This is a genomic window from Pseudomonas sp. UBA4194 (assembly GCF_002379585.1).
Lineage (GTDB): Bacteria > Pseudomonadota > Gammaproteobacteria > Pseudomonadales > Pseudomonadaceae > Aquipseudomonas.
This window is the reverse complement of the sequence record NZ_DFUE01000076.1, coordinates 36,194-55,662: the sequence shown is the minus strand read 5'-3', so window position 1 is coordinate 55,662 and position 19,469 is coordinate 36,194. Positions and strand designations below refer to the sequence as shown.

The following is a 19,469-nucleotide window of genomic DNA, read 5'->3' as shown; positions in this document are numbered from 1 at the left end:
GAGGGCCTGGCGCAGCGCATCGACATCCGCTGTTTCAAGAGCGACCCCAGCATCAAGTCCAGCCTGACCTTCCTGCGCAAGACACCGTGGGCGCGTGAGAAAGTCGAGCGCTTGTACGTGCAACTGCAGCGAAGCAAGCGTCCATGATTGGCCAGCGCGGCCTGGTCGGTCTGGTGGCGGCGTGTGGCTGGTTTGCGCTGGGACTGCAGCTGTACCTGGTGCTGTGGTCGCGCTGGGAGAATCAGGCCAGTCTGCTGGGCGCTCTGGTGCATTTCTTCAGTTATTTCACCGTTCTCACCAATACGCTGGTGGCGTGCGTGTTGACCTGCCACGTGACCCGGTCCGATGTGCGGGTGAAGCGATGGTTCCTGCATCCCGCGGTGAGCTCCGGGGTGGCGGTGAGTATCGTGGTGGTCGGGGTGTCCTTCAGCCTGCTGTTGCGTCACTTGTGGCAGGTGGAGGGCTGGCAGTGGCTGGCCAACGAGCTGCTCCACGACGTGATGCCCGTGGTGTTCGTGCTGTATTGGGCGTTGTGCGTGCCCAAGGGGCACCTGCGGCTATGGCATGTGGCGGTCTGGGCGCTGTATCCGGTGCTTTTTTTCGCTTACAGCCTGACGCGCGGGGCCTCGATCGGGGTGTATCCGTATCCGTTCATCGACGTGGCGAAGTTGGGGATGGCGCAGGTTTGGCTGAATGCCCTGGGGGTGCTGGCGGGGTTCGTGCTGTGCGCGTTGGCGGTGGTGGGCGTGGATCGGTGGTGGGGGCGGGGGAGGTGAGTGGCATTCGTGGTGAATGGTCCCCTCACNNTTGAGGGTGGGGTGGGCTGGGTGTCCGGGGGTTTTGTGGTGGATGGTCCCCTCACCCCAGCCCTCTCCCTGAGGGAGAGGGAGCTAAAAGCAGATCACCTGCATCCGTAGCTCCACCGTACTGTCCCCTCTCCCCCAGAGAGAGGGAGCTAAAAGCAGATCACTTGTATCCGTAGCTCCATCGTACTGCCCCCTCTCCCCCAGGGAGAGGGAGCTAAAGGCAGATCACCTGTGTCCGTAGCTCCATCGTACTGCTCCCTCTCCCTCAGGGAGAGGGCTGGGGTGAGGGGACCATTCACCCCGAATCTACAACCCGATCACTCAGCCTCAGTCCCCTCAGCCCGCCAGTACCCCGCAGCCTTGACCTGATCTTCGTTCAACCCATGCTCATCCAGCAGCACTCGCCGCACCTTGCGTGACAACCCTGCTTCGGTCGCAATCCAGCCGTACACCACCCCTTCAGGCACTGCCAGCTCGCGGACCGTCTTCAGCAGATCACCCTGGTGGCGATCCACCCAGACCACCTCGAACTGGGCGGCACTGGTAAACACCTGCTGCTCCTGCGCATTCTCGACCTCAACGACGACTAACGCGCGTCGCTGCGCCGGCAACTCCTCCAGCCGCCGAGCGATGGCGGGAATAGCCGTCTCATCGCCGATCAACAGGTAGGCATCGAACACATCCGGCACCAACATGGAGCTGCGCGGCCCGCCGATATGCAGGAATTGTCCGGGCTCGGCCTGGGCCGCCCAGGTCGAGGCGGGGCCATCGCCGTGCAGCACGAAATCGATGTCCAGCTCGCCGCCTGCGAGGTCGATACGCCGGGGCGTGTAGTCACGCATGTCCGGCTTGACACCGTCAGGAGCAGGTGCGCCGAGCACCATGGTGTCCAGTACCGCCTGTTGCTCGGGCGTCGATGCGAACATCAATTTGATATGGTCATCAGGGCCTTCGCTCAGAAAGCCCGCCAGATCGGGCCCACCCAAGGTAATCCGGCGCATGCGCGGGGTCAGGTCACTGACCCGCAGCACTTGCAGGCGGCGCCGCTTGATCTCGTGCATCACGCGTTGGATGCCGTAGGGATTCTCAGCTTTCATTGCGCGGTCTCCTGATGAATGTGGGGGCCGTCGACGACGGCGCGGGCGGTGGCGTTGAGCAGGTCGCGCACGCGGATGATTTCTTCCGGGCTCCAGCGACCATGGTGCATCTGCAAGGCGTGGCGCAGGTTGTGCACCGCCTCATGAATTTCCGCAGGGCGGTCATGGCCGCGCAGAGAGCGCTTGCTCACATCGATGCGGGTGCGCACACCGTCCAGGGCTACCGCCTGCTCGGCCAAGGATTCGCGGCCGGCGGGGGTTACGCTGTAGAGCTTCTTGCCGGCCTGAGCGTCGCCGCTGACCAGTTCGCTTTCTTCAAGAAACGTCAGGGTGGGGTAGATGACGCCGGGGCTGGGGCTATAGGCGCCATCGAACATGCCTTCGATCTGGCGAATCAGGTCGTAGCCATGACAAGGCTGCTCGGCGACCAGCGCCAGCAGCAGCAATTTCAGATCGCCAGGGGCAAACACGCGCGGGCCGCGCCCGCCGCGTTCTCGACCGGGGCGTTTTTCCAGGCCGTCGTGGCCATCACCCAATTCCCGCGGGCGGTGGTGGGGGTGTTCTCTCATTCGCTCTTTCTCCTGTCTAGTTAAGATATACCTTAAGATATATCTTATGTCAGGGTCAAGAGTGCGTAATGCAACCTGCTCCCACAGAAAAGCGCTAACACCACACTCTTGTGGGAGCGCGTTCTACCCGCGATGAGGCCAGCCCAGTCACTAAGCCTACCTAGCAGCCTGCAATGGCGCCGTACACCGGGTATGCGCCCCCGGCTGCAGATACGGCGTCAGAATCGGCGCCATGCCCTTGAGCACCTGCACGGGCAGTGCCGAGGTGAACCGGAAACCCTCCGCCGCCTTGCCCGGCACAAACGCCGTCAAAGTGCCGAAATGGTTTTCGCCGATGAAGAACACGAAAGTCGCCGTGCGGTTGATCGCCTTGGAACTGATCACCCGCCCCCCGGCGCCAAAGCTGGAGATGCGGTTGTCACCGGTACCGGTCTTGCCGCCCATCACCAGCGCGGTACCGTCGTCGATCTTGAAACTTCCCGACACTCGCCGCGCGGTGCCCGCGTCCACCACCTGCGACAGTGCCTCGCGCATGGCCGCTGCGACCTCGCTGGGCAACACTCGTTTGCCCCGATCCGGGTCGCTGATCACGGTGGTTTCATAGGGGGTATCGGCGGCAAAGTGCAAGGTGTCCAGACGCACCGTGGGCAGCTTGATGCCATCGTTCTGGATGATCCCGATCAGCTCTGCCAACGCCGCCGGACGGTCTCCCGAGCTGCCGATTGCCGTGGCCAGGGAGGGCACCAGATGGTCGAACGGATAGCCCACGCGCTGCCAGCGCTGGTGAATGTCGGTAAACGCCTCGATCTCCAGCATGGTTCGAATGCGGTTGTCTCGCGCACTCTTGTGGCGGCTCTTGAACAGCCAGCCATACACTTCCTGGCGCTCGAAGCGGCCAGCCTGGGCTGCTTCGGCAAACTTTGCCTCCGGGTGATCGAGCAGGTAACCCAACAGCCACAGGTCCAGCGGGTGAACCTTGGCGATGTAGCCTTGATCGGGCAGATCGTAGGCGCCCGGGCCGTAGGCGCTGTACATCTCGGTCAGGCGCTTGGGCGTCACCGTATCGCTATTGCTGTGAGCGCGCACGAAGGCTTCGAATTGCTCTTGGGGAGCATTGGGATAGAGATAGCGATGCACCGCAGCTAGGCGCTGTGGCGTGACGCGCATGCTGTCCAGGAAGGTTTCCAGCCGCTGCTCGGAGGTCTTGCGCTGGTATTTCTTCCAAAAACGCTTGAGGAATTCGGTGCCCTCGCGGTCGGCAAAGCGGGCCAGGTATTCCTGGCGTCGGGGGTCGTCGTCGTCCTTGAGCAGTTGGCCACTGTTGTTGGGCGAAGCATAGGTGCTATAGCGCACCAGATCGCGCATCAAGCGAATGAACGGCAGGTTGATGGACTCGCGCAGTGCGTCCTTGAGCGTCGGAATACGGCCGTTGTCCTCGCGACGAAAGTTGACGAAGGAGTGGATGCCGCCACCGGTGAAAAAGCTTTCGGCGGGGCTGGCCGAGTATTTACGTTCCAGCGCCGCAGCGAGCATGGTGCTGGCCTCGACGCCGGGGTTCTGCGTCATGTAGTCCAGCGCCCAGCGTGACAGGCGGTCAGCCTCTTCGATCTGTACCTTGCGCAGTTGCGCCGGAGTCTGCCCTTTGTAACGTTCGTGGAGCTCGTAAATGACCTCCAGGTAGGTCGTCAGCACGCGCATTTTGGCTGTAGAGCCCAGCTCCAGCTTGCTGCCTTCGTTGATGTCGAAAGGTTGATCGGTGTTGTCCGTCTGCACCCGCACCCGCGAGCCATCGGCAGTGCGTTCGAACAGGGTGAAGCTGTAGTTGACCTCGCGGGTGCTGGCCGGGGTCAGCAGGCGCTCGCCGATCAGCCCCAACTGCTGGGCAAAAGCCGGGTCGGCAAGATGGCGCAGGTAGTCGCTGGCCTCTTTTTGCAGATCGGCTTGCAGGGTAGTGGTGGCGGACAGATCCAACCGGTCGAGGTCGTACAGCGGACGATCGAGCATCGCCGAGAGGCGGTTGCGGGCCACGCTGATGCCTTTGTTCGACTCGTTGGGTTGCCAGGTTGGCTCCTGCACCCAGTCGCGATAACTGACTTTGCTGGCCAGCGCGGATTTGGCCAACAGCGGATCGATCACGCCGTTGGCGGCAAGCACGCGAATGTGGCTGTCGGTCAGCTCCGCCAAATCATCATGGCCCTTGTTGAGAAAGTACGAGGGGCGGCGCTGGGCGATCATCAGCGACAGCACCTGACGCAGCGCCAAGCCACGTGCGGCCTCGTTGGCAGAGTCGGTGGCGGTGCTGGCCAGGGCCCGGTTGACCTGCTCGAAATCGGCGCCGTACCAGACCCGCAGCCCTTCGGCCATGCCATGCACCTCGCCGTGCCCCGGTACCGCAGACAGCGGCACGCTGTTGAGGTAGTCCCGCACGACACGCTGGCGCGCTTCCAGAGTCTGCGGCCCGCCCTGATAGGCGCGAACGCTGGCGGAAATCATTTGGCGAATCTTTTCCGGCCCCGAGCCGGTCAGCCCATCGGGCGAGTGGCGGTATTTCTCCAGCTGGGTGGCCAGGGTGCTGCCGCCTGCCGACTGGCCCGGCAGGGCGAACACCTTCGCCACCTGCGACCAGGCAGCCTTGGCGAACCGTGGCCAATCCACTGCCGGGTTGACCAATGGCTCGCGGTTGTCCAGCAGGCCACGGTTCTCGACGAACAGCAGGCTGCTGACCATGACCGGTGGGATCTGCGCGAACTCGGTATACAGCTGCTGAGGGTAGCGATAGAGGTACAGCGGGTCGCCCTTGCAGTCGCTGATCACCAGGCCCGCCTGGCTTTTTTCCTGATAGGGCACAAACAGATCGTGCCCGGCATAGTTCATCAGGGCAGGGGAGAAGTGGGTCTGCTGCTTGATCACGTAGTCGCGCTTGAGCAACCGCGGCAGAAACTCACCCAGCGCGCTGTAGCCCAGGCGCTTGTCGAACGGCCCGGCCCCTGGGTACACGATCGCGTCGCTCGGCCCAGGCTCAAGCGAGTAGCTCAGCGAGCCGGCCAGACGCGTGAACTCCCGTGCCTGCAAGCGGGACGTACGCATCTCGGCGTACAAGGCAAAGGCCAGGGACGCCAGAATGATCACCACCAGAACCCAGAACAGCCGCCGCCACAGATGGCGTTGGCGAGAGCTTTTCGGCAAAGGAGACGGATCAGGACTGACAGCCGTGGTTGCAGTCTTGGTGGGTTCGGTTTGCCACAAAGCGCCCATAGATTTCATACCGGTTACGGAAAATTCATCGCACCTGGTACCAGTCTAGACGGTGGTGGGGGTTGGTGAAAAAAATGTGAAATGCAATTGCCGGAGGGAGGGGTGTCAGGGCCGGCCTCAGCGCGGGTGGAACCCGCTTCCACCAGGGATCTGCGCTTGGCCGGCCCGCACTGCTATCAGCGCAACATATCCTTGACCAGCCGATCCTGCTCCAACATCTCCTTCTGCCGCGCATCGATTCGCGAGGCCAGTTGGAAGTTGTTCGCCGCACGCCGCTTGGCGAGGTCCAACTGCTGGATCGCCTGGTCGAACTCGCCGACCAACGCGAAATATTCCGCCCGCGCCTGGTGCAGGCCGATGATGTTGCCATTCTGCCCACGGGTCTCGGCCACCATGTACCAGACGTCAGGGTCGTCGGCACGGCTCTTGAGCAGGTTCTCCAGGGCTTTCTCGGCATCCGCCACACGGCCCTGCTTGAGCAGCACGTCCACGCGCTTCTGGTTGATGGGATAGTTGTCCGGATACAGCGACAACAGGCGCTCGATCCGCTGCTGGGCATCGGCCACGCGGTTGTTGGTGATGTCCAGATCCACCTGAGCCAGGTTCAGGGTGATGTCGTTGGGCTGCTTGGCCAGCAATGGCTTGAGGTTCTCGCGGGCCTCGTTGAGCTGTCCGGCCTTGACCTGGGCCAAAGCCAGGCCATAGCGGGCAGGCAGTGAATCAGGATGCTCGTCGAGCTGAGCGCGGAAACGCTTGGCGGCGATGCCGGGAGTTTCTTCGTAATACAACTGCACCCGCGCACGCATCAACTGATACCAGGGGCTGTCTTCCTTGCCACCCGGTGGCGCCTGCTCGGCACGGTTGCGGGTGTCGGCGATACGCGACTCGCTGACCGGGTGAGTCAGCAGAAACTCCGGCGGCCGCGCATCGAAGCGGTACTGGCGCATCAGGCGCTCAAACATGGTGGGCATGTTGCGCGGATCGTAGCCGGCCTTCTCCATGTTGATGATGCCGATGCGGTCGGCTTCCTGCTCGTTCTGCCGAGAGAAGCGCCGTTGCTCCTGGATGGCTGCTGCCTGGGTCCCGGCGATGGCAGCGATGCCGGCATCACCGGCGCCGGAGGCGGCAATCACGATGCCGGCCAGCAGCGCCGCCATCATCGGCAACTGCATGCGCTGCTGAGCCTCGACGCCACGGGCGAAGTGGCGTTGCGACAAGTGAGCCAGCTCGTGGGCCAGCACACCGATGTACTCGCCCTCCGTCTCGGCGTTGAAAAACAGCCCGCCGTTGACCCCGACGATTCCGCCTGGCGCGGCGAAGGCGTTGAGTTCCTTGCTGTCGATCAGGATGAATTCCAGGCGCCGGTCGTTCAGCTGGCTGGTCTCGGACAACCGATACACGCTGGTCTCGACGTAATCCTTGAGCAGCGGATCGTTGAGTTGCTTGACCTGGCCACGCAGCAGGCTCAGCCAGGCCCGGCCCAGTTGGTGTTCCTGTTGCGGTGAAACGATCGCCGAGCTGGCATCGCCAAGCGACGGCAGGTCGCTGGCCTGGCTCGGAACAGCCAACACGCAAGCCAGTGCCAGCAGGGTAGGGCGCAAAAATGACATGCACTAAGCTCGGCAGATGAAAGGCCCTACTGTAGCGGTCCCGTTGGTCGAGGACCAGAGGCGCCGAGCTTGGGGTATCCTGTCGCGCTTGTTGATGGGCCGACGTGAACCCGACCTCTGGCCCGGCCTGCTGTGGAGAGAATCGATGAAAGACGCTGTTGAATGTGACGCCGAGCTGGATGCCAGCGGTCTTAATTGCCCGTTACCTCTGCTCAAGGCCAAGCTTGAACTCAATCGCCTGGCCAGTGGCACGGTGTTGAAAGTGATCGCCACGGATGCCGGATCGCAGCGCGACTTCCGTTCCTTCGCAACCCTGGCGGGTCATACCCTGTTACACGAACAGGTGCTGGATGGCGTTTACACCTACTGGCTGCGCAAGGCCTGAAACAGCTCCTTGGTTCGCCCCGCTATTCAAAGGAATATTGATGTTCAAAGTGCTTCGCGACTGGGTCCAGCGCTACTTCTCGGATGAGGAAGCGGTGGTGCTGGCTGTCCTGCTGGTGCTGGCGTTTACCGCCGTGCTGACCTTGGGCGGCATGCTTGCGCCGGTGCTGGCGGGCATGGTGCTGGCGTTCCTGATGCAGGGGTTGGTGAACTGTCTGGAACGACTGCGGGTGCCCTCAGGCATTGCGGTGGGGGCGGTGTTCGCCCTGTTCATGGGCGCGCTGGCGCTGTTCATGCTGGTGCTGGTGCCCCTGCTGTGGCACCAGTTGATCACCCTGTTCAACGAACTGCCCGGCATGCTTGGCAAGTGGCAGTCGCTGCTGTTGCTGCTGCCCGAGCGCTACCCCCACCTGGTCAGTGATGAACAGGTGCTGCAGGCGATCGAAGCGGCTCGCGGGGAAATCGGCAAGTTTGGCCAGTGGGCGTTGACGTTCTCGCTGTCCAGCCTGCCATTGCTGGTCAACATCATGATCTACTTCGTGCTGGTTCCGATCCTGGTGTTCTTCTTTCTCAAGGACCGCGAAATGATCGGCCGTTGGGTACGCGGCTACCTGCCGCGCGAGCGCGCGCTGCTGACCCGCGTGGCCCAGGAAATGAATCGGCAGATCGCCAACTACATTCGCGGCAAAGTGATCGAGATCTTCATCTGCGGAGTCGTGACCTACATCGCCTTCGTTACGCTGGGCCTGAACTATGCCGCGCTGCTGGCCCTGCTGGTGGGGCTTTCGGTGGTCGTGCCCTATGTCGGCGCGGTGGTGGTCACCGTGCCGGTCACGCTGATCGCGCTCTTTCAATGGGGCTGGGGTGATCAGTTCATCTACCTGATGGCGGTGTACGGCATCATTCAGACATTGGACGGCAATGTGCTGGTGCCGCTGCTGTTCTCCGAAGCGGTGAACCTGCACCCGGTGGCGATCATCTGCGCAGTATTGCTGTTCGGCGGGTTGTGGGGGTTCTGGGGCATATTCTTCGCCATTCCCCTGGCCACCCTGTTCAAGGCCGTGCTCGATGCCTGGCCACGGCAGGAAGCATCGGTCGCGCCCATGCTGTGAGACCATGGTACAGCCGCGAAGGCCGCACCGCGGTCACCTGTAGGAGCGGCGTAAAGCCGCGAAGGCCGCACCACCGATCTCAACCCTTGCTCATTGCCTGCGCCGCTTCCAACACGGCCTGCACGTGCCCGGGCACCTTCACCCCGCGCCACTCCTGGCGCAGCACGCCGGCCTTGTCGATCAGAAAGGTGCTGCGATCGACCCCCAGGTATTCCTTGCCATACAGCTTTTTAAGCTTGATCACATCGAACAACTGGCACAGCGCCTCTTCCTTGTCGCTGATCAGCTCGAAAGTGAAACCCTGCTTGGCCTTGAAATTCTCATGGGACTTGAGCCCATCGCGGGACACGCCGAACACTTCGGTGTCGGCCGCCTTGAACGCCTCGTGCAGGTCCCGAAAGCCCTGGCCCTGGGTGGTACAGCCCGGCGTGCTGTCCTTGGGGTAGAAATAGATCACCACCTGGCGGCCCTTGAGCTCGCTCAGCTTGACGGTCTGGCCACTGGTGGCCACGGCTTCGAAGTCGGCGACCGGTTGGTCGAGGGCTACAGGCATCGGCAAATCCTTACATGGGGTTTTGTGGGCGCCACGGTTCGATCAGGGCATCCAGGTTCAAGGCATCGGCGAAGTCCAGGAACTGGTCGCGCAGCCAGCTGATCTGCACGCCCGCCGGCAGGGTCACGGTAAACGTGGCGTTGAGCATGGTGCCGCCGGTTTGCGGGGCCAGGTAGGTGTCGCAGGTCAGGTTCTCCAGCTCCACGTTGTGGTCGATGAAGAACTGGCACAACTCGTTGATGATGTCCGAGCGGTATGCCGAACTGACGTAGGCCACGTAGGGCAGGGCCTGAGGGCGGCTGTCCAGGGTGGCGCTGCGCACCAGGCTGACGGTGAAGTCGTGTTTCTTGGCCAGGGACGTCAGGCTGGTTTCCAGACGCGCCAGGGCGTCCCAGTTGCCTGCCACCTGCAATACCAGCGCGCTGTACTCGCCGTGGCGAGTCAGGCGCGAAGTGGACACCGAGCAGCGGGCGTCGTGAGCCGCGCGGCACAGTACATTGGTCAGCTCCATGGGGTTGCGGCCCAGGGCACTGATGACGAGGAATTGTTCGCGAACTGTGGGGGTGGACATGCAGCATTCCTAAAGCGATGAGCGGTCGGCAGAGTGAAAGGGGTAAATGACTGAGTCCAGGCCGTTACTCCGTACCGTTCCCGGTTCGTGCCACAGGCCGCGTCGGCCCCGCCCACCCCCGCGAAAACAGCGGGCAGGCCGGGCGCCAGGGCTTGGGGACAGGGTTCGAGGCGGCGTAACGGCAGGCAATAACCAGACTACAAATGCAACCCATACCGATCAAAGTCTGAAAGGGTATAGAAAAGCGGCGCGAAGGGGAATGCTCGCCGCGTGGTACTTCGCTTGTGCAAGGCCGGTGGCGCCAGTACCATTACCGCTCTCTTTTTCCGGCAGGAGCGGTTGCATGATTGCGGGCAGTATGGTGGCACTGGTCACACCCATGGATGCACAGGGGCGTCTCGACTGGGACAGCCTGAGCAAACTGGTGGACTTCCACCTGCAAGAGGGCACCCATGCCATCGTTGCGGTCGGCACCACTGGCGAATCCGCCACGCTCGACGTCGACGAGCACATTCAGGTGATCGAGCACGTGGTCAAGCAGGTGAACGGGCGTATCCCGGTCATCGCCGGTACCGGCGCGAACTCCACCCGCGAAGCGGTCGAACTGACCCGCAACGCCAAGGCCGCCGGCGCCGATGCCTGCCTGCTGGTGGTGCCGTACTACAACAAGCCGACCCAGGAAGGCCTTTACCAGCACTTCAAGCACATCGCCGAAGCCGTCGACATCCCGCAGATTCTCTACAACGTGCCGGGCCGCACCTCCTGCGACATGCTCGCCGACACCGTGGTGCGCCTGTCCGCCGTGCCGAACATCATCGGCATCAAGGAAGCCACCGGCGACCTGGCCCGTGCCAAGGACATCATCAGCCGCGTGCCCAGCGACTTCGTCGTGCTGTCCGGGGACGATCCAACCGCCGTCGAGCTGATCCTGCTGGGCGGCAGGGGCAATATCTCGGTCACCGCCAACGTCGCTCCGCGCGCCATGGCCGACTTGTGCAACGCGGCGCTCAAGGGCGACGCCGAGCTGGCACGTGGCATCAACGAGAAACTGATGCCGCTGCACAAGAACCTGTTCCTGGAAGCCAACCCGATTCCGGTCAAATGGGCGTTGCATGAAATGGGCTTGATGCCCGAAGGCATTCGCCTGCCGCTCACCTGGTTGAGCGCCACCTGTCACGAACCGCTGCGGCAGGCCCTGCGCCAGTCCGGCGTCCTGGTTTAATTGAGGAAGTAAGACGCATGAAGCGATTGGCTGGCCTTTCTGCCCTTGCCTTGGTCATTTCGAGCACCAGCGGTTGCGGGTGGCTCTGGGGCGAAAACGGTTACTTCCGCGATCGTGGCAATGATTACCTCGAGGCGACGCAAACCGCCCCGATGCAACTGCCGCCTGGCGTACAGACTGACAAGCGTTTGGATCCGCTGCTGCCGATCCCGCGCAACGTCGCCGACGATAACGTTCGGGCAAACGAATTCCAGGTGCCTCGCCCGCTGCCGTTGCAGGTAGCCGCCGAAGCCAGCGACTTCACCCTGCAGCGCAGTGGCGACAGCCGCTGGATCCTGGCGCAGCGCTCGCCGGCCGAAGTGTGGCCCATCGCTCACCAGTTCTTCGAAGACAACGGCTTCCGCATTGCCGAAGATCGTCCGCAAACGGGTGAGTTCACCACCACCTGGCAGCATTTCGATGAATTGTCGGCATCCATGGCGCAGCGCCTGAGCGGTGCCACGACTGCCGGTGAAAGCGAAACCCGTGTACGGGTTCGTATCGAGCCAGGCGTGCAGCGCAACAGCAGCGAAGTGTACGTGGTCAGCGTCGCTCGTCCGGCGGGCAGCACCAGCGAGCCGGATTTCCCTGCCCGCTCGGTGAACACCGGCCTGGACTCGATCCTGGTCGACCAGATGCTCGCCGGCATGACCCGCGATTCGGAAAAAGGCGGCTCCGTGTCGCTGGTCGCCGCTCGCGACTTCGATGCCCCTAGCCGTGTCGCGATGAGCGAAGACGGCAGCGGCAACCCGGTGCTCAGCGTCGGCGCCGACCTGGACCGCGCCTGGTCCAGCGTAGGCCGCGCCCTCGAGCAGGGCCAGTGGCGCGTGGAAGACATCAACCGCAGCCTGGGCCTCTACTACATCAACCTCGCCGAAAGCGCCCAGCGTGCCGACGACAAGCCCGGTTTCTTCAGCCGTGTGTTCGGCAGCGCGCCGAGCAAGGAAGAGATCGAAGCCCGTGCCGAGCGTTATCAGGTTCGCCTGAGCAAGGTGGGTGACAGCGTCCAGGTCACTGTCGAGAAGAACATCAACACCGTGGCGCCGGCCGATGTGGCCCGCCGCGTACTGGGCGTGATCCAGGACAACCTGGGTTAAGCCATGCGTTTTGCCGTTCTCGGCAGCGGTAGCCAAGGGAATGGCACGCTGATCAGCAGTGAAGACACTCACGTGCTGGTGGATTGCGGTTTCTCCTTGCGGGAAACCGAACGCCGCCTCGCACGCCTGGGCCTGAGCCCCGCACAATTGAGCGCCGTACTGGTGACCCACGAACATGCCGACCACGTGCATGGCGTAGGCTTGCTGTCGCGGCGCTACAATGTGCCGGTGTACATGAGCCGTGGCACCCTGCGGGGCCTGCGCAAGCCGGTCGAGGTGCGTGGCCATTTAGGGTGTGGCGACGTGCTGGAAATCGGCGCGCTGCGGATCGAAGTGGTCGCGGTGGCCCATGATGCGCTCGAACCGACCCAGTACGTATTCAGTGACGGCAAGCGGCGCTTCGGCCTGCTCACCGACCTGGGCTCGCACTGCGCCAAGGTGCGTGACCATTACCAGGGCCTGGATGCCCTGATGATCGAGAGCAACCACTGCCGCGACATGCTGGCGCGGGGGCACTACCCTTATTTCCTCAAGCAGCGCGTTGGCGGTGACTGGGGCCATTTGAACAACCATCAGGCCGCAGGCCTGGTGGCCGAGTTGGGCTGGCAGAACCTGCAGCACCTGGTGCTGGCCCATCTGAGCAGCAAGAACAATTTGCCGCAGTTGGCCCGGCAATGTTTCGTCGACACCCTGGGGTGCGACCCGAACTGGCTGCAACTGGCCGATCAAGATTCAGGGCTCGACTGGCGCCACATCGCCTAGCGTCCCCAAAGGGGCGCCTAGCCCATACTTTTAGCAAGCGGAGCCCATCATGGAAAAACGTGAAGAACTCTACCGCGGCAAAGCCAAGTCGGTGTACAAGACCGACGACGCTGACCGCTTGATCCTGCTGTTTCGCAACGACACTTCGGCGTTCGACGGCAAGCGCATCGAACAGCTGGACCGCAAGGGCATGGTGAACAACAAGTTCAACGCCTTCATCATGCAGAAGCTGGAAGCCGCCGGCATCCCGACCCAGTTCGACAAGCTGCTGGCCGACAATGAAGTGCTGGTCAAGAAGCTCGACATGATCCCGGTCGAATGCGTCGTGCGTAATTACGCCGCCGGCAGCCTGGTCAAGCGTCTGGGCGTCGAAGAGGGTATGAAGCTTGAGCCCTACACCTTCGAACTGTTCCTCAAGGACGACGCCAAGGGCGACCCGTTCATCAACGAATCCCACGTGGTGGCGTTCGGTTGGGGCACCGCCGAGCAATTGGCGAAGATGAAAGAACTGTCGCTGAAGGTCAACGACGTGCTCAGCCAGCTCTTCGACGACGCCGGCCTGCTGCTGGTGGACTTCAAGCTGGAGTTCGGCGTGTTCAGCGATGGCTCCATCGTTCTGGGCGACGAATTCAGCCCTGACGGCTGCCGCCTGTGGGACAAGGACACCCGCAAGAAAATGGACAAGGATCGCTTCCGCCAGGGCCTCGGTGACGTCATCGAAGCCTACGAAGAAGTCGCCCACCGCCTGGGCGTACCGCTGTAACAGCGCTTGAAACGCGCAAGCGCCTGAATTCGCAAATTATTTTGCATCAGGGGCTTCGCGTTTGGCGCGGACGCTGGTATGATTCGCGCCGTTGGAGAGATGCCAGAGTGGCCGAATGGGACGGATTCGAAATCCGTTGTACCTTCACCGGTACCTAGGGTTCGAATCCCTATCTCTCCGCCATTATTCGAAGAGCCCTGAAGCTGAAAAGCTTCGGGGCTTTTTCTTTTCAGGTCGTATGCTTATTTGTAGTGCTGAGCTCCGCTAACTTTCTCCGGACTGCTGCAACGCCTGAATCGCCTTGACCTGATCCTCGACATGCTTGGACAGCGCTCTGATCTCCGACACCTGTTGTTTGGTCTCCTGCACCAGGGCACCTGTATTGCGTCCGGAGTCGAAAACCGTGAAGCACATGGCGGCTATCCCTACCGATGTTGCCGCGACGAAGGCCGCTGCGGACCAGACATTCGCTTTCAGACCTTTCAGGGGGTGAAGTTGCAGTGTCGTCTCATGTTGAAACCGCAGCATATCAGCCTTGAAATCAGCCACCGCCTGACGCATTTCACTGTGAAAATCCGCAACGCGCCGGTCCATCCGTGCTTCCACGGCGGACAGCTTGGCGTTCAGTTCCTCGCGGTTGACATCGTTCATAGGGGCGTCACCACTGCATGATGAGTTACGGGCTGCGGATTCTGCCGTCTTGGCCGCCTTGCCCAGGTATACAGCGCTGTCCATGCGTCCTGCCTGATCTCTCGTATTGGTGTGAAGGTTAGCGGTTGTGCAATCCGTCGTCTGTCGGATCCGTCCGATAACGTGAGCTGGGCAGTGACAAGGTGTGTCCAAAACATCCATTGCGTTAGTGAGTTGTTCATGAAAGTACGGCGACAACAGGTTCCTTTATTAATCGAGGCTGTTTACTGTCAAGACGACCGAGATCAACGATTAACACGGCGATTGATATCACGACTTATTCATAAATTAGTTGCTGATTTGTTGTTGTAAGAAACGTCCGATTTTTTCCGCATCCCTGTCCCTGACCTATCCCGTCTGCCAACCTCCCTGGGTCCCTTCCTCGTTTTATCGGTCTGGAGAGCCCCATGGACGTTGCCCTGTGCACCATCAACAACACCATCTACGACATCGCCACTTTCGAAGCGCTTGGCGAGCCCACCCTGTCGCAGCTGCGTCGACATCTGCTGTGTCCACGCTGTCTGGGTGCGGGGTATTACCGCAAGGCGGCCCGCAGCGGGCAGGCGGCGTGCTTCGGTGCGCGGCCTCACGCCGATTACTGCGACATGGCGGGGCCGGAGAGCAAAACGTGCCTGGGCGATACCTTGGCCGACGCCGATGTCGTCAATAGCGGCGAGCGCATCGAGGTGGATTTCGACTTTGGCGCACAGGCGTTCATTCATGTCGCCGAGTCGCATCCGGATTCGGCCTACGGCCGGAGTGCGCGAGGCACGGGGCAGGGTGGGCAGCGCACGCACACGCGGCAGCGGCGGCTGAGCACGCTGTTGAAGAACCTGATGTTCAGTGAAGACTTTCGCGGGTCCGACCAACTGATCTCCGTGGACACGGGGCTATTTCCGGTGCGTGAGTTCTTCGTGCCATTTGCCCAGGCGCGGGTCGATGAGCGGGGCCTCATGCGCGGCTACTGGGGGCTGGTGTCGGATGCGGCCGCCACGGGCGATCAACCGCCCAGCCTGTGGCTCAATACCGGTGGCCGGCAGGATCTCAGCGTCGTGGTGGGGGCGGACCTGGTGGACGATTTTACCCAGCGTTTCCCTATCATGGAGCTCGAAGACCTGGCGGGCGCCTATGTGTTGGTCTTCGGCTGTGTACGTCTGTCGAAAAACGACAAGAAATACATCGCGGTCAGTGATATCTCGCGCATCACCGTGAATAAGGTGATGTAATCGCCCGCTGCGCAAAACTCAAGACCGAAGGTGGCTATGTTGCTGCAATACGGCGGTGTCACCGTCATGTTTCCCATCGCATTGTTGATCGCCGGCTGGCTATGGCAGGCGCACGCCCGTACGGCGTGCAGGCAGTGGTTGCTCACGGTGGTGGGTTGCTATGTGCTGGTCGGGTTCAGCAAGGTGCTGTTCAAGGGGTGGGGCATTGGTTTGCCGGGACTGGGAATTGCGGTATTAAGCGGTCATGCGATGAACGTCACGCTCATGGTTCCGGTTTTCGCCAGTCTGCTCGTCCGACAATGGGTGCCAGGCTTGCGCTGGCCAGCGGCGGCGCTGGGCATCGCGTTTGGCTGGTGGTTCTCGGTCACCCTGGTGGCGCACCGGCTTCATCCCCTTCCCGAGGCGGTCGCTGGGGCGGTGATCGGGTCGGCGGCAGCGCTGGGCTTTCTTTGGCTTCTGGAGCGGGCCACGCTGCGCGCGGTATCCCCTGCATCCCTGGCGCTGGGCGTGGTGCTGCTGGGGCTGGCCGCCTCCGCGCCCAAGGTTACGGCCGAACGCATGCTCGACCGCTTCGCCACCTCACTGTCTGGCGCCGCCGTACCTTTCACCCATGAGGATCTGCATGCGCGGCGTTCGGCGCTTTGAGCGGTGAGCCCGTGCGAAACCCCCACTGACTGAGCGGCGAGCATTCGCAGCGGGCGTGAGGTGGGTCAGAACTGCTGGGCGGCTCCGCGAGAGTTGGGATACTCCAACTGCTGGACGATCTTGTCCTTGATCAGCAGACGTTTTTCCTTGAGCTTCTTGAGCTGGTCGTCGGGCGCGGAACTGTCCTCTGCCTTGACTACGTCGGCGTCGCTGGCATGGTATTCGGTGAGCAGTTGACTGAGCCTGTCGTCGGTCTTGGCGCGCTTCTCGACTTCTTCCTTGCTGACTTTAAGATCGGCGAACAAATTGTGTTTTACCGGCATCTCGACACCTCTGAGAGTGGTGGGCGGGATTGGGCGCTGTTCCAGAACAGTTCCCGTTCACAGCTTCGACCCCCTGCCGGGGGGTGAATGTTCCCCGGCATTTGCAGAACCGAGCAAAGTCAGTACCCGGTCGCCTATCGAGCAGCGGTGCAGGGAAGTCCACGCAAATCCATGGCAAAAAACTACTGCTGGGGCGGTTCTCGTCGAGTCAACGCCCATGTGCAGGCGGCGTCGATATATACTGCGCGCCATTATTCGCGGGAGAGCCTTGTGGCCATCGACATTCACTGGATTCGCGACGATGCCAGCCTGGCTGAGCATTGCGCCCACTGGCAAACCCTGCCTTACATCGCCGTCGATACCGAGTTCATGCGGGTCGACACCTTCTATCCTATCGCCGGCCTGCTGCAAGTGGGCGACGGCAAGAGCGCCTACCTGATCGACCCGCTGACGATCAGCCAATGGCAACCTTTGTCCGACCTGCTGGAAAGCCCGGCGGTGATCAAGGTCGTGCACGCCTGCAGTGAAGACTTAGAGGTGCTGCTGCGTCTGACCGGCAGCCTGCCGGTTCCACTGTTCGACACCCAACTGGCGGCGGCCTATCTGAACCTGGGTTTCTCCATGGGCTATTCGCGCCTGGTCAACGAAGTGTTGGGGCTGGAGCTGCCCAAGGGCGAAACCCGTTCCGATTGGTTGCAGCGGCCGTTGTCCGATACACAGATCAGCTACGCCGCCGAGGACGCGGTGCATTTGGCCGAGGTGTTCGAAAAACTGCGGCCGCAGCTGTCGGCGGAAAAATACGCCTGGGTACTGGAAGATGGCGCCGAGCTGGTGGCGCAGCTGCGCCGCGAAACAGATCCCTACGAGCTGTATCGCGACGCCAAGCTTGCCTGGAAGCTTTCCCGCGCGCAGCTGGCTGTGTTGCGCGAGCTATGCGCCTGGCGCGAGCGCGAAGCTCGAGCGCGCAACGTGCCTCGCAACCGCATCGTGCGCGAGCAGTCGCTGTGGCCGCTGGCCAAAACCCAGCCCAATAACCTGCAGACCCTGGCCAAGATCGAAGACATGCACCCGCGCACCGTGCGTCAGGACGGCGAGCTTCTGCTAGAACTGATCCAGCGCAGTGCCAGCCTGCCCCCGGAACAATGGCCCGAAGCGTTGCCCGAACCGTTGCCCATCGACGCCTCGGCAGTGCTCAAGCAATTGCGCGCCATTGGCCAGGCCGAAGCCGAACGCCTAGGTATGGCGCCCGAGTTGATGCTGCGCAAGAAAACCCTGGAAGCGCTGCTCAAGAGCGGATATCCCAACGGACCTTATCAATTGCCCGACTCGCTCCGCGGCTGGCGGCGAGAGCGTATGGGGCAGGCCTTGCTCGACAGCCTGGCCAATACCGGAGAACAGCCATGAAACGCATTTGCTCGATCTACAAGAGCCCGCGCCGCAACGAGATGTACCTTTACGTGCTCAAGAGCGATGGCCTGGAGCGTATCCCCGAAGGTTTGCTGGGCGTATTCGGCAAGCCGGTGCACGCATTCGACCTGGTGCTGAGCCCGGAGCGCGCCCTGGCCCGCGAGGATATTCACGTGGTGCTCGAGCATCTGGAAACCCAGGGTTACCACCTGCAGATGCCTCCCGCCGAAGATGAATACATCGAACACCTTCCAGAAGAGTTGTTGCGCCGCAACGACCCGATGTAATCACTGAGTTCTTTTTTACCGCGGCCTTCGTTCAAGCGAGGCTGCGCTTCTGCCCTACGTAAGGTTTTGCAATGACCCGCGTGCTGATCGCCGAACAGGATTACGCCCTCTACGCCAAACTGCTGTCCGAGGCCGCCCCGGACCTCGATATCCTCACCAGCGGCGACTCCGCCGAACTGGCCCGTCTGGCCGTCGACTGCCCGGTATGGCTGGGGCAGCCTGACCTGTTCCTGAACCTGTTGCGTCAAGGCGCCAAGCCTCAGTGGGCGCAGTCCACCTGGGCGGGCGTCCGGCCATTGCTGGCCGACGGTTTGCCCACCGACTACCGGTTGACCCGTGCGGTAGGCGTGTTTGGTCAAGTGATGGCCGAATACATGCTGACCTACATGTTGGGCCATGAACGCGAGGTACTGGCGCGGCTGGTCAGCCAGGTCGAGCGCAAATGGGACTCGCGCCCGGGCTGCAGCTTGTTGGGCCGTCGAGTGTTGATCGTCGGTACCGGTGAAATTGGCCAGACGGTGGCGCAATTCCTCCAGCCTTTTGGTGTGGTCCTGTACGGCATTGCCAGTACTGCCCGCGATCAGGCTCCATTCGTGGAAGTGGCACCCTTGGCGGAGCTGGGACGGCTGGTAGGGCAGGCGGATTACGTCATCAACCTGCTGCCGGACACAGACCAGACCCACGACCTGTACGATGCTGCGATGTTCAAGCGCTTCAACCCGGAGGCGCTGTTCATCAACGCCGGCCGAGGTGTTTCAGTGGTGGATGCGGATTTGGTCGAGGCGTTGAAACAGGGCCATCTAGCCGGTGCAGTGATTGACGTGTGTCGCCAGGAGCCGCTGCCGGTCAAACATCCGTTCTGGACAGCCTGGGGGTTGCTGCTGACTGGGCATAGTTCGGGGCCGACCTCGCCGCTGGCGTTGGTGCGTTTGTTCGTCGAGAACCTGCGGGCGTGGGAGCAGGGCGCGGCGTTGCGTGGGGCAGTGGATTTTTCGCGCGGGTATTAGGGATAGGGTCAAGGTGAGGGGGCCGAACACCGCCACCCTCAACT

At 62.1% G+C, this 19,469-nt stretch carries 21 protein-coding genes and 1 tRNA gene; 14 read left to right on the top strand and 8 right to left on the bottom strand.

Translation table 11 applies throughout. The features are described from left to right. Nucleotides 1–147 (top strand): VF530 family DNA-binding protein (locus B3397_RS18635; RefSeq protein ID WP_296253057.1); only part of this gene is annotated, 147 nt, incomplete at its 5' end. Further along, nucleotides 144–776, top strand: coding sequence for a Pr6Pr family membrane protein (locus tag B3397_RS18630; protein ID WP_296252950.1), 633 nt, complete (start codon nt 144–146; stop codon nt 774–776). The genes B3397_RS18635 and B3397_RS18630, both read left to right, overlap by 4 nt. Nucleotides 777–1,123: 347 nt before the next feature. Here the strand turns inward: B3397_RS18630 and B3397_RS18625 are convergent, their stop codons facing one another. The 4 genes from B3397_RS18625 to B3397_RS18610 form a co-directional block, all read right to left on the bottom strand. Further along, nucleotides 1,124–1,903 (bottom strand): siderophore-interacting protein, encoded by a 780-nt coding sequence (locus B3397_RS18625; RefSeq protein WP_296252949.1) that lies wholly within the window; start codon nt 1,901–1,903, stop codon nt 1,124–1,126. Further along, complete coding sequence (locus tag B3397_RS18620) at nt 1,900–2,472, bottom strand: PadR family transcriptional regulator (RefSeq protein WP_296252948.1); 573 nt, start codon at nt 2,470–2,472, stop codon at nt 1,900–1,902. Before B3397_RS18620 ends, B3397_RS18625 begins: the two co-directional genes overlap by 4 nt. Before the next feature lie 156 nt (nt 2,473–2,628). Beyond that, nucleotides 2,629–5,727 carry a transglycosylase domain-containing protein gene (locus B3397_RS18615; protein WP_296252947.1) on the bottom strand — a complete coding sequence of 1,033 codons (3,099 nt, stop codon included), beginning with the start codon at nt 5,725–5,727 and terminating at the stop codon, nt 2,629–2,631. A 176-nt stretch (nt 5,728–5,903) separates the two neighbouring features. Next, nucleotides 5,904–7,337 (bottom strand): M48 family metalloprotease, encoded by a 1,434-nt coding sequence (locus tag B3397_RS18610; protein ID WP_296252945.1) that lies wholly within the window; start codon nt 7,335–7,337, stop codon nt 5,904–5,906. Between the two features lie 145 nt (nt 7,338–7,482). Here B3397_RS18610 and B3397_RS18605 point away from each other — a divergent pair, with 145 nt between their 5' ends. Both B3397_RS18605 and B3397_RS18600 read left to right on the top strand, forming a co-directional pair. Then, entirely contained in the window at nt 7,483–7,722 is a 240-nt protein-coding gene (locus tag B3397_RS18605) for a sulfurtransferase TusA family protein (protein ID WP_296252944.1), read from the top strand. Nucleotides 7,723–7,762: 40 nt separating this feature from the next. Continuing rightward, nucleotides 7,763–8,833 carry an AI-2E family transporter gene (locus B3397_RS18600; protein WP_296252941.1) on the top strand — a complete coding sequence of 357 codons (1,071 nt, stop codon included), beginning with the start codon at nt 7,763–7,765 and terminating at the stop codon, nt 8,831–8,833. Between the two features lie 79 nt (nt 8,834–8,912). Here the strand turns inward: B3397_RS18600 and B3397_RS18595 are convergent, their stop codons facing one another. Together B3397_RS18595 and B3397_RS18590 are read right to left on the bottom strand one after the other, a co-directional pair. Continuing rightward, complete coding sequence (locus B3397_RS18595) at nt 8,913–9,386, bottom strand: peroxiredoxin (RefSeq protein ID WP_296252939.1); 474 nt, start codon at nt 9,384–9,386, stop codon at nt 8,913–8,915. Between the two features lie 10 nt (nt 9,387–9,396). Next, nucleotides 9,397–9,957, bottom strand: a complete 561-nt coding sequence (locus B3397_RS18590) for a glycine cleavage system protein R (RefSeq protein ID WP_296252938.1) — start codon at nt 9,955–9,957, stop codon at nt 9,397–9,399. Between the two features lie 343 nt (nt 9,958–10,300). Between B3397_RS18590 and dapA the strand changes: the two genes are divergently transcribed. The 5 genes from dapA to B3397_RS18565 all read left to right on the top strand — a co-directional run bounded on the left by dapA (nt 10,301) and on the right by B3397_RS18565 (nt 14,023). Further along, complete coding sequence (dapA, locus tag B3397_RS18585) at nt 10,301–11,179, top strand: 4-hydroxy-tetrahydrodipicolinate synthase (protein WP_296252937.1); 879 nt, start codon at nt 10,301–10,303, stop codon at nt 11,177–11,179. A gap of 17 nt (nt 11,180–11,196) precedes the next feature. Next, complete coding sequence (gene bamC, locus B3397_RS18580) at nt 11,197–12,315, top strand: outer membrane protein assembly factor BamC (RefSeq protein WP_296252934.1); 1,119 nt, start codon at nt 11,197–11,199, stop codon at nt 12,313–12,315. A 3-nt stretch (nt 12,316–12,318) separates the two neighbouring features. Next, on the top strand, nt 12,319–13,077 hold the full coding sequence (locus tag B3397_RS18575; RefSeq protein ID WP_296252932.1) for an MBL fold metallo-hydrolase: 759 nt from the start codon (nt 12,319–12,321) through the stop codon (nt 13,075–13,077). A 49-nt stretch (nt 13,078–13,126) separates the two neighbouring features. Beyond that, nucleotides 13,127–13,840 (top strand): phosphoribosylaminoimidazolesuccinocarboxamide synthase, encoded by a 714-nt coding sequence (gene purC / locus B3397_RS18570; protein ID WP_296252930.1) that lies wholly within the window; start codon nt 13,127–13,129, stop codon nt 13,838–13,840. Nucleotides 13,841–13,933: 93 nt separating this feature from the next. Next, nucleotides 13,934–14,023: transfer RNA gene (locus B3397_RS18565), tRNA-Ser, on the top strand. 81 nt (nt 14,024–14,104) lie between these two features. On the opposite strand, the gene B3397_RS18560 is transcribed toward B3397_RS18565, so the two are convergent. Next, complete coding sequence (locus tag B3397_RS18560) at nt 14,105–14,491, bottom strand: hypothetical protein (RefSeq protein ID WP_296252929.1); 387 nt, start codon at nt 14,489–14,491, stop codon at nt 14,105–14,107. Nucleotides 14,492–14,937: 446 nt separating this feature from the next. Between B3397_RS18560 and B3397_RS18555 the strand changes: the two genes are divergently transcribed. Continuing rightward, on the top strand, nt 14,938–15,756 hold the full coding sequence (locus tag B3397_RS18555; protein WP_296252925.1) for a hypothetical protein: 819 nt from the start codon (nt 14,938–14,940) through the stop codon (nt 15,754–15,756). A gap of 36 nt (nt 15,757–15,792) precedes the next feature. Then, the gene (locus B3397_RS18550) at nt 15,793–16,401 is read left to right on the top strand and encodes a hypothetical protein (protein WP_296252923.1); all 609 of its coding nucleotides are present in this window, start codon (nt 15,793–15,795) and stop codon (nt 16,399–16,401) included. Between the two features lie 65 nt (nt 16,402–16,466). On the opposite strand, the gene B3397_RS18545 is transcribed toward B3397_RS18550, so the two are convergent. Further along, on the bottom strand, nt 16,467–16,724 hold the full coding sequence (locus B3397_RS18545) for a DUF465 domain-containing protein (RefSeq protein WP_296252921.1): 258 nt from the start codon (nt 16,722–16,724) through the stop codon (nt 16,467–16,469). Nucleotides 16,725–16,994: 270 nt separating this feature from the next. Between B3397_RS18545 and rnd the strand changes: the two genes are divergently transcribed. From rnd to B3397_RS18530, 3 genes are all read left to right on the top strand, one after another. Next, nucleotides 16,995–18,128, top strand: a complete 1,134-nt coding sequence (gene rnd, locus B3397_RS18540; RefSeq protein WP_296252919.1) for a ribonuclease D — start codon at nt 16,995–16,997, stop codon at nt 18,126–18,128. Next, nucleotides 18,125–18,418 carry a YcgL domain-containing protein gene (locus B3397_RS18535; RefSeq protein ID WP_296252918.1) on the top strand — a complete coding sequence of 98 codons (294 nt, stop codon included), beginning with the start codon at nt 18,125–18,127 and terminating at the stop codon, nt 18,416–18,418. The genes rnd and B3397_RS18535 overlap by 4 nt, the downstream gene beginning before the upstream one ends. A gap of 71 nt (nt 18,419–18,489) precedes the next feature. Continuing rightward, nucleotides 18,490–19,425, top strand: a complete 936-nt coding sequence (locus B3397_RS18530) for a D-2-hydroxyacid dehydrogenase (RefSeq protein WP_296252916.1) — start codon at nt 18,490–18,492, stop codon at nt 19,423–19,425. Nucleotides 19,426–19,469: the final 44 nt, after the last annotated feature.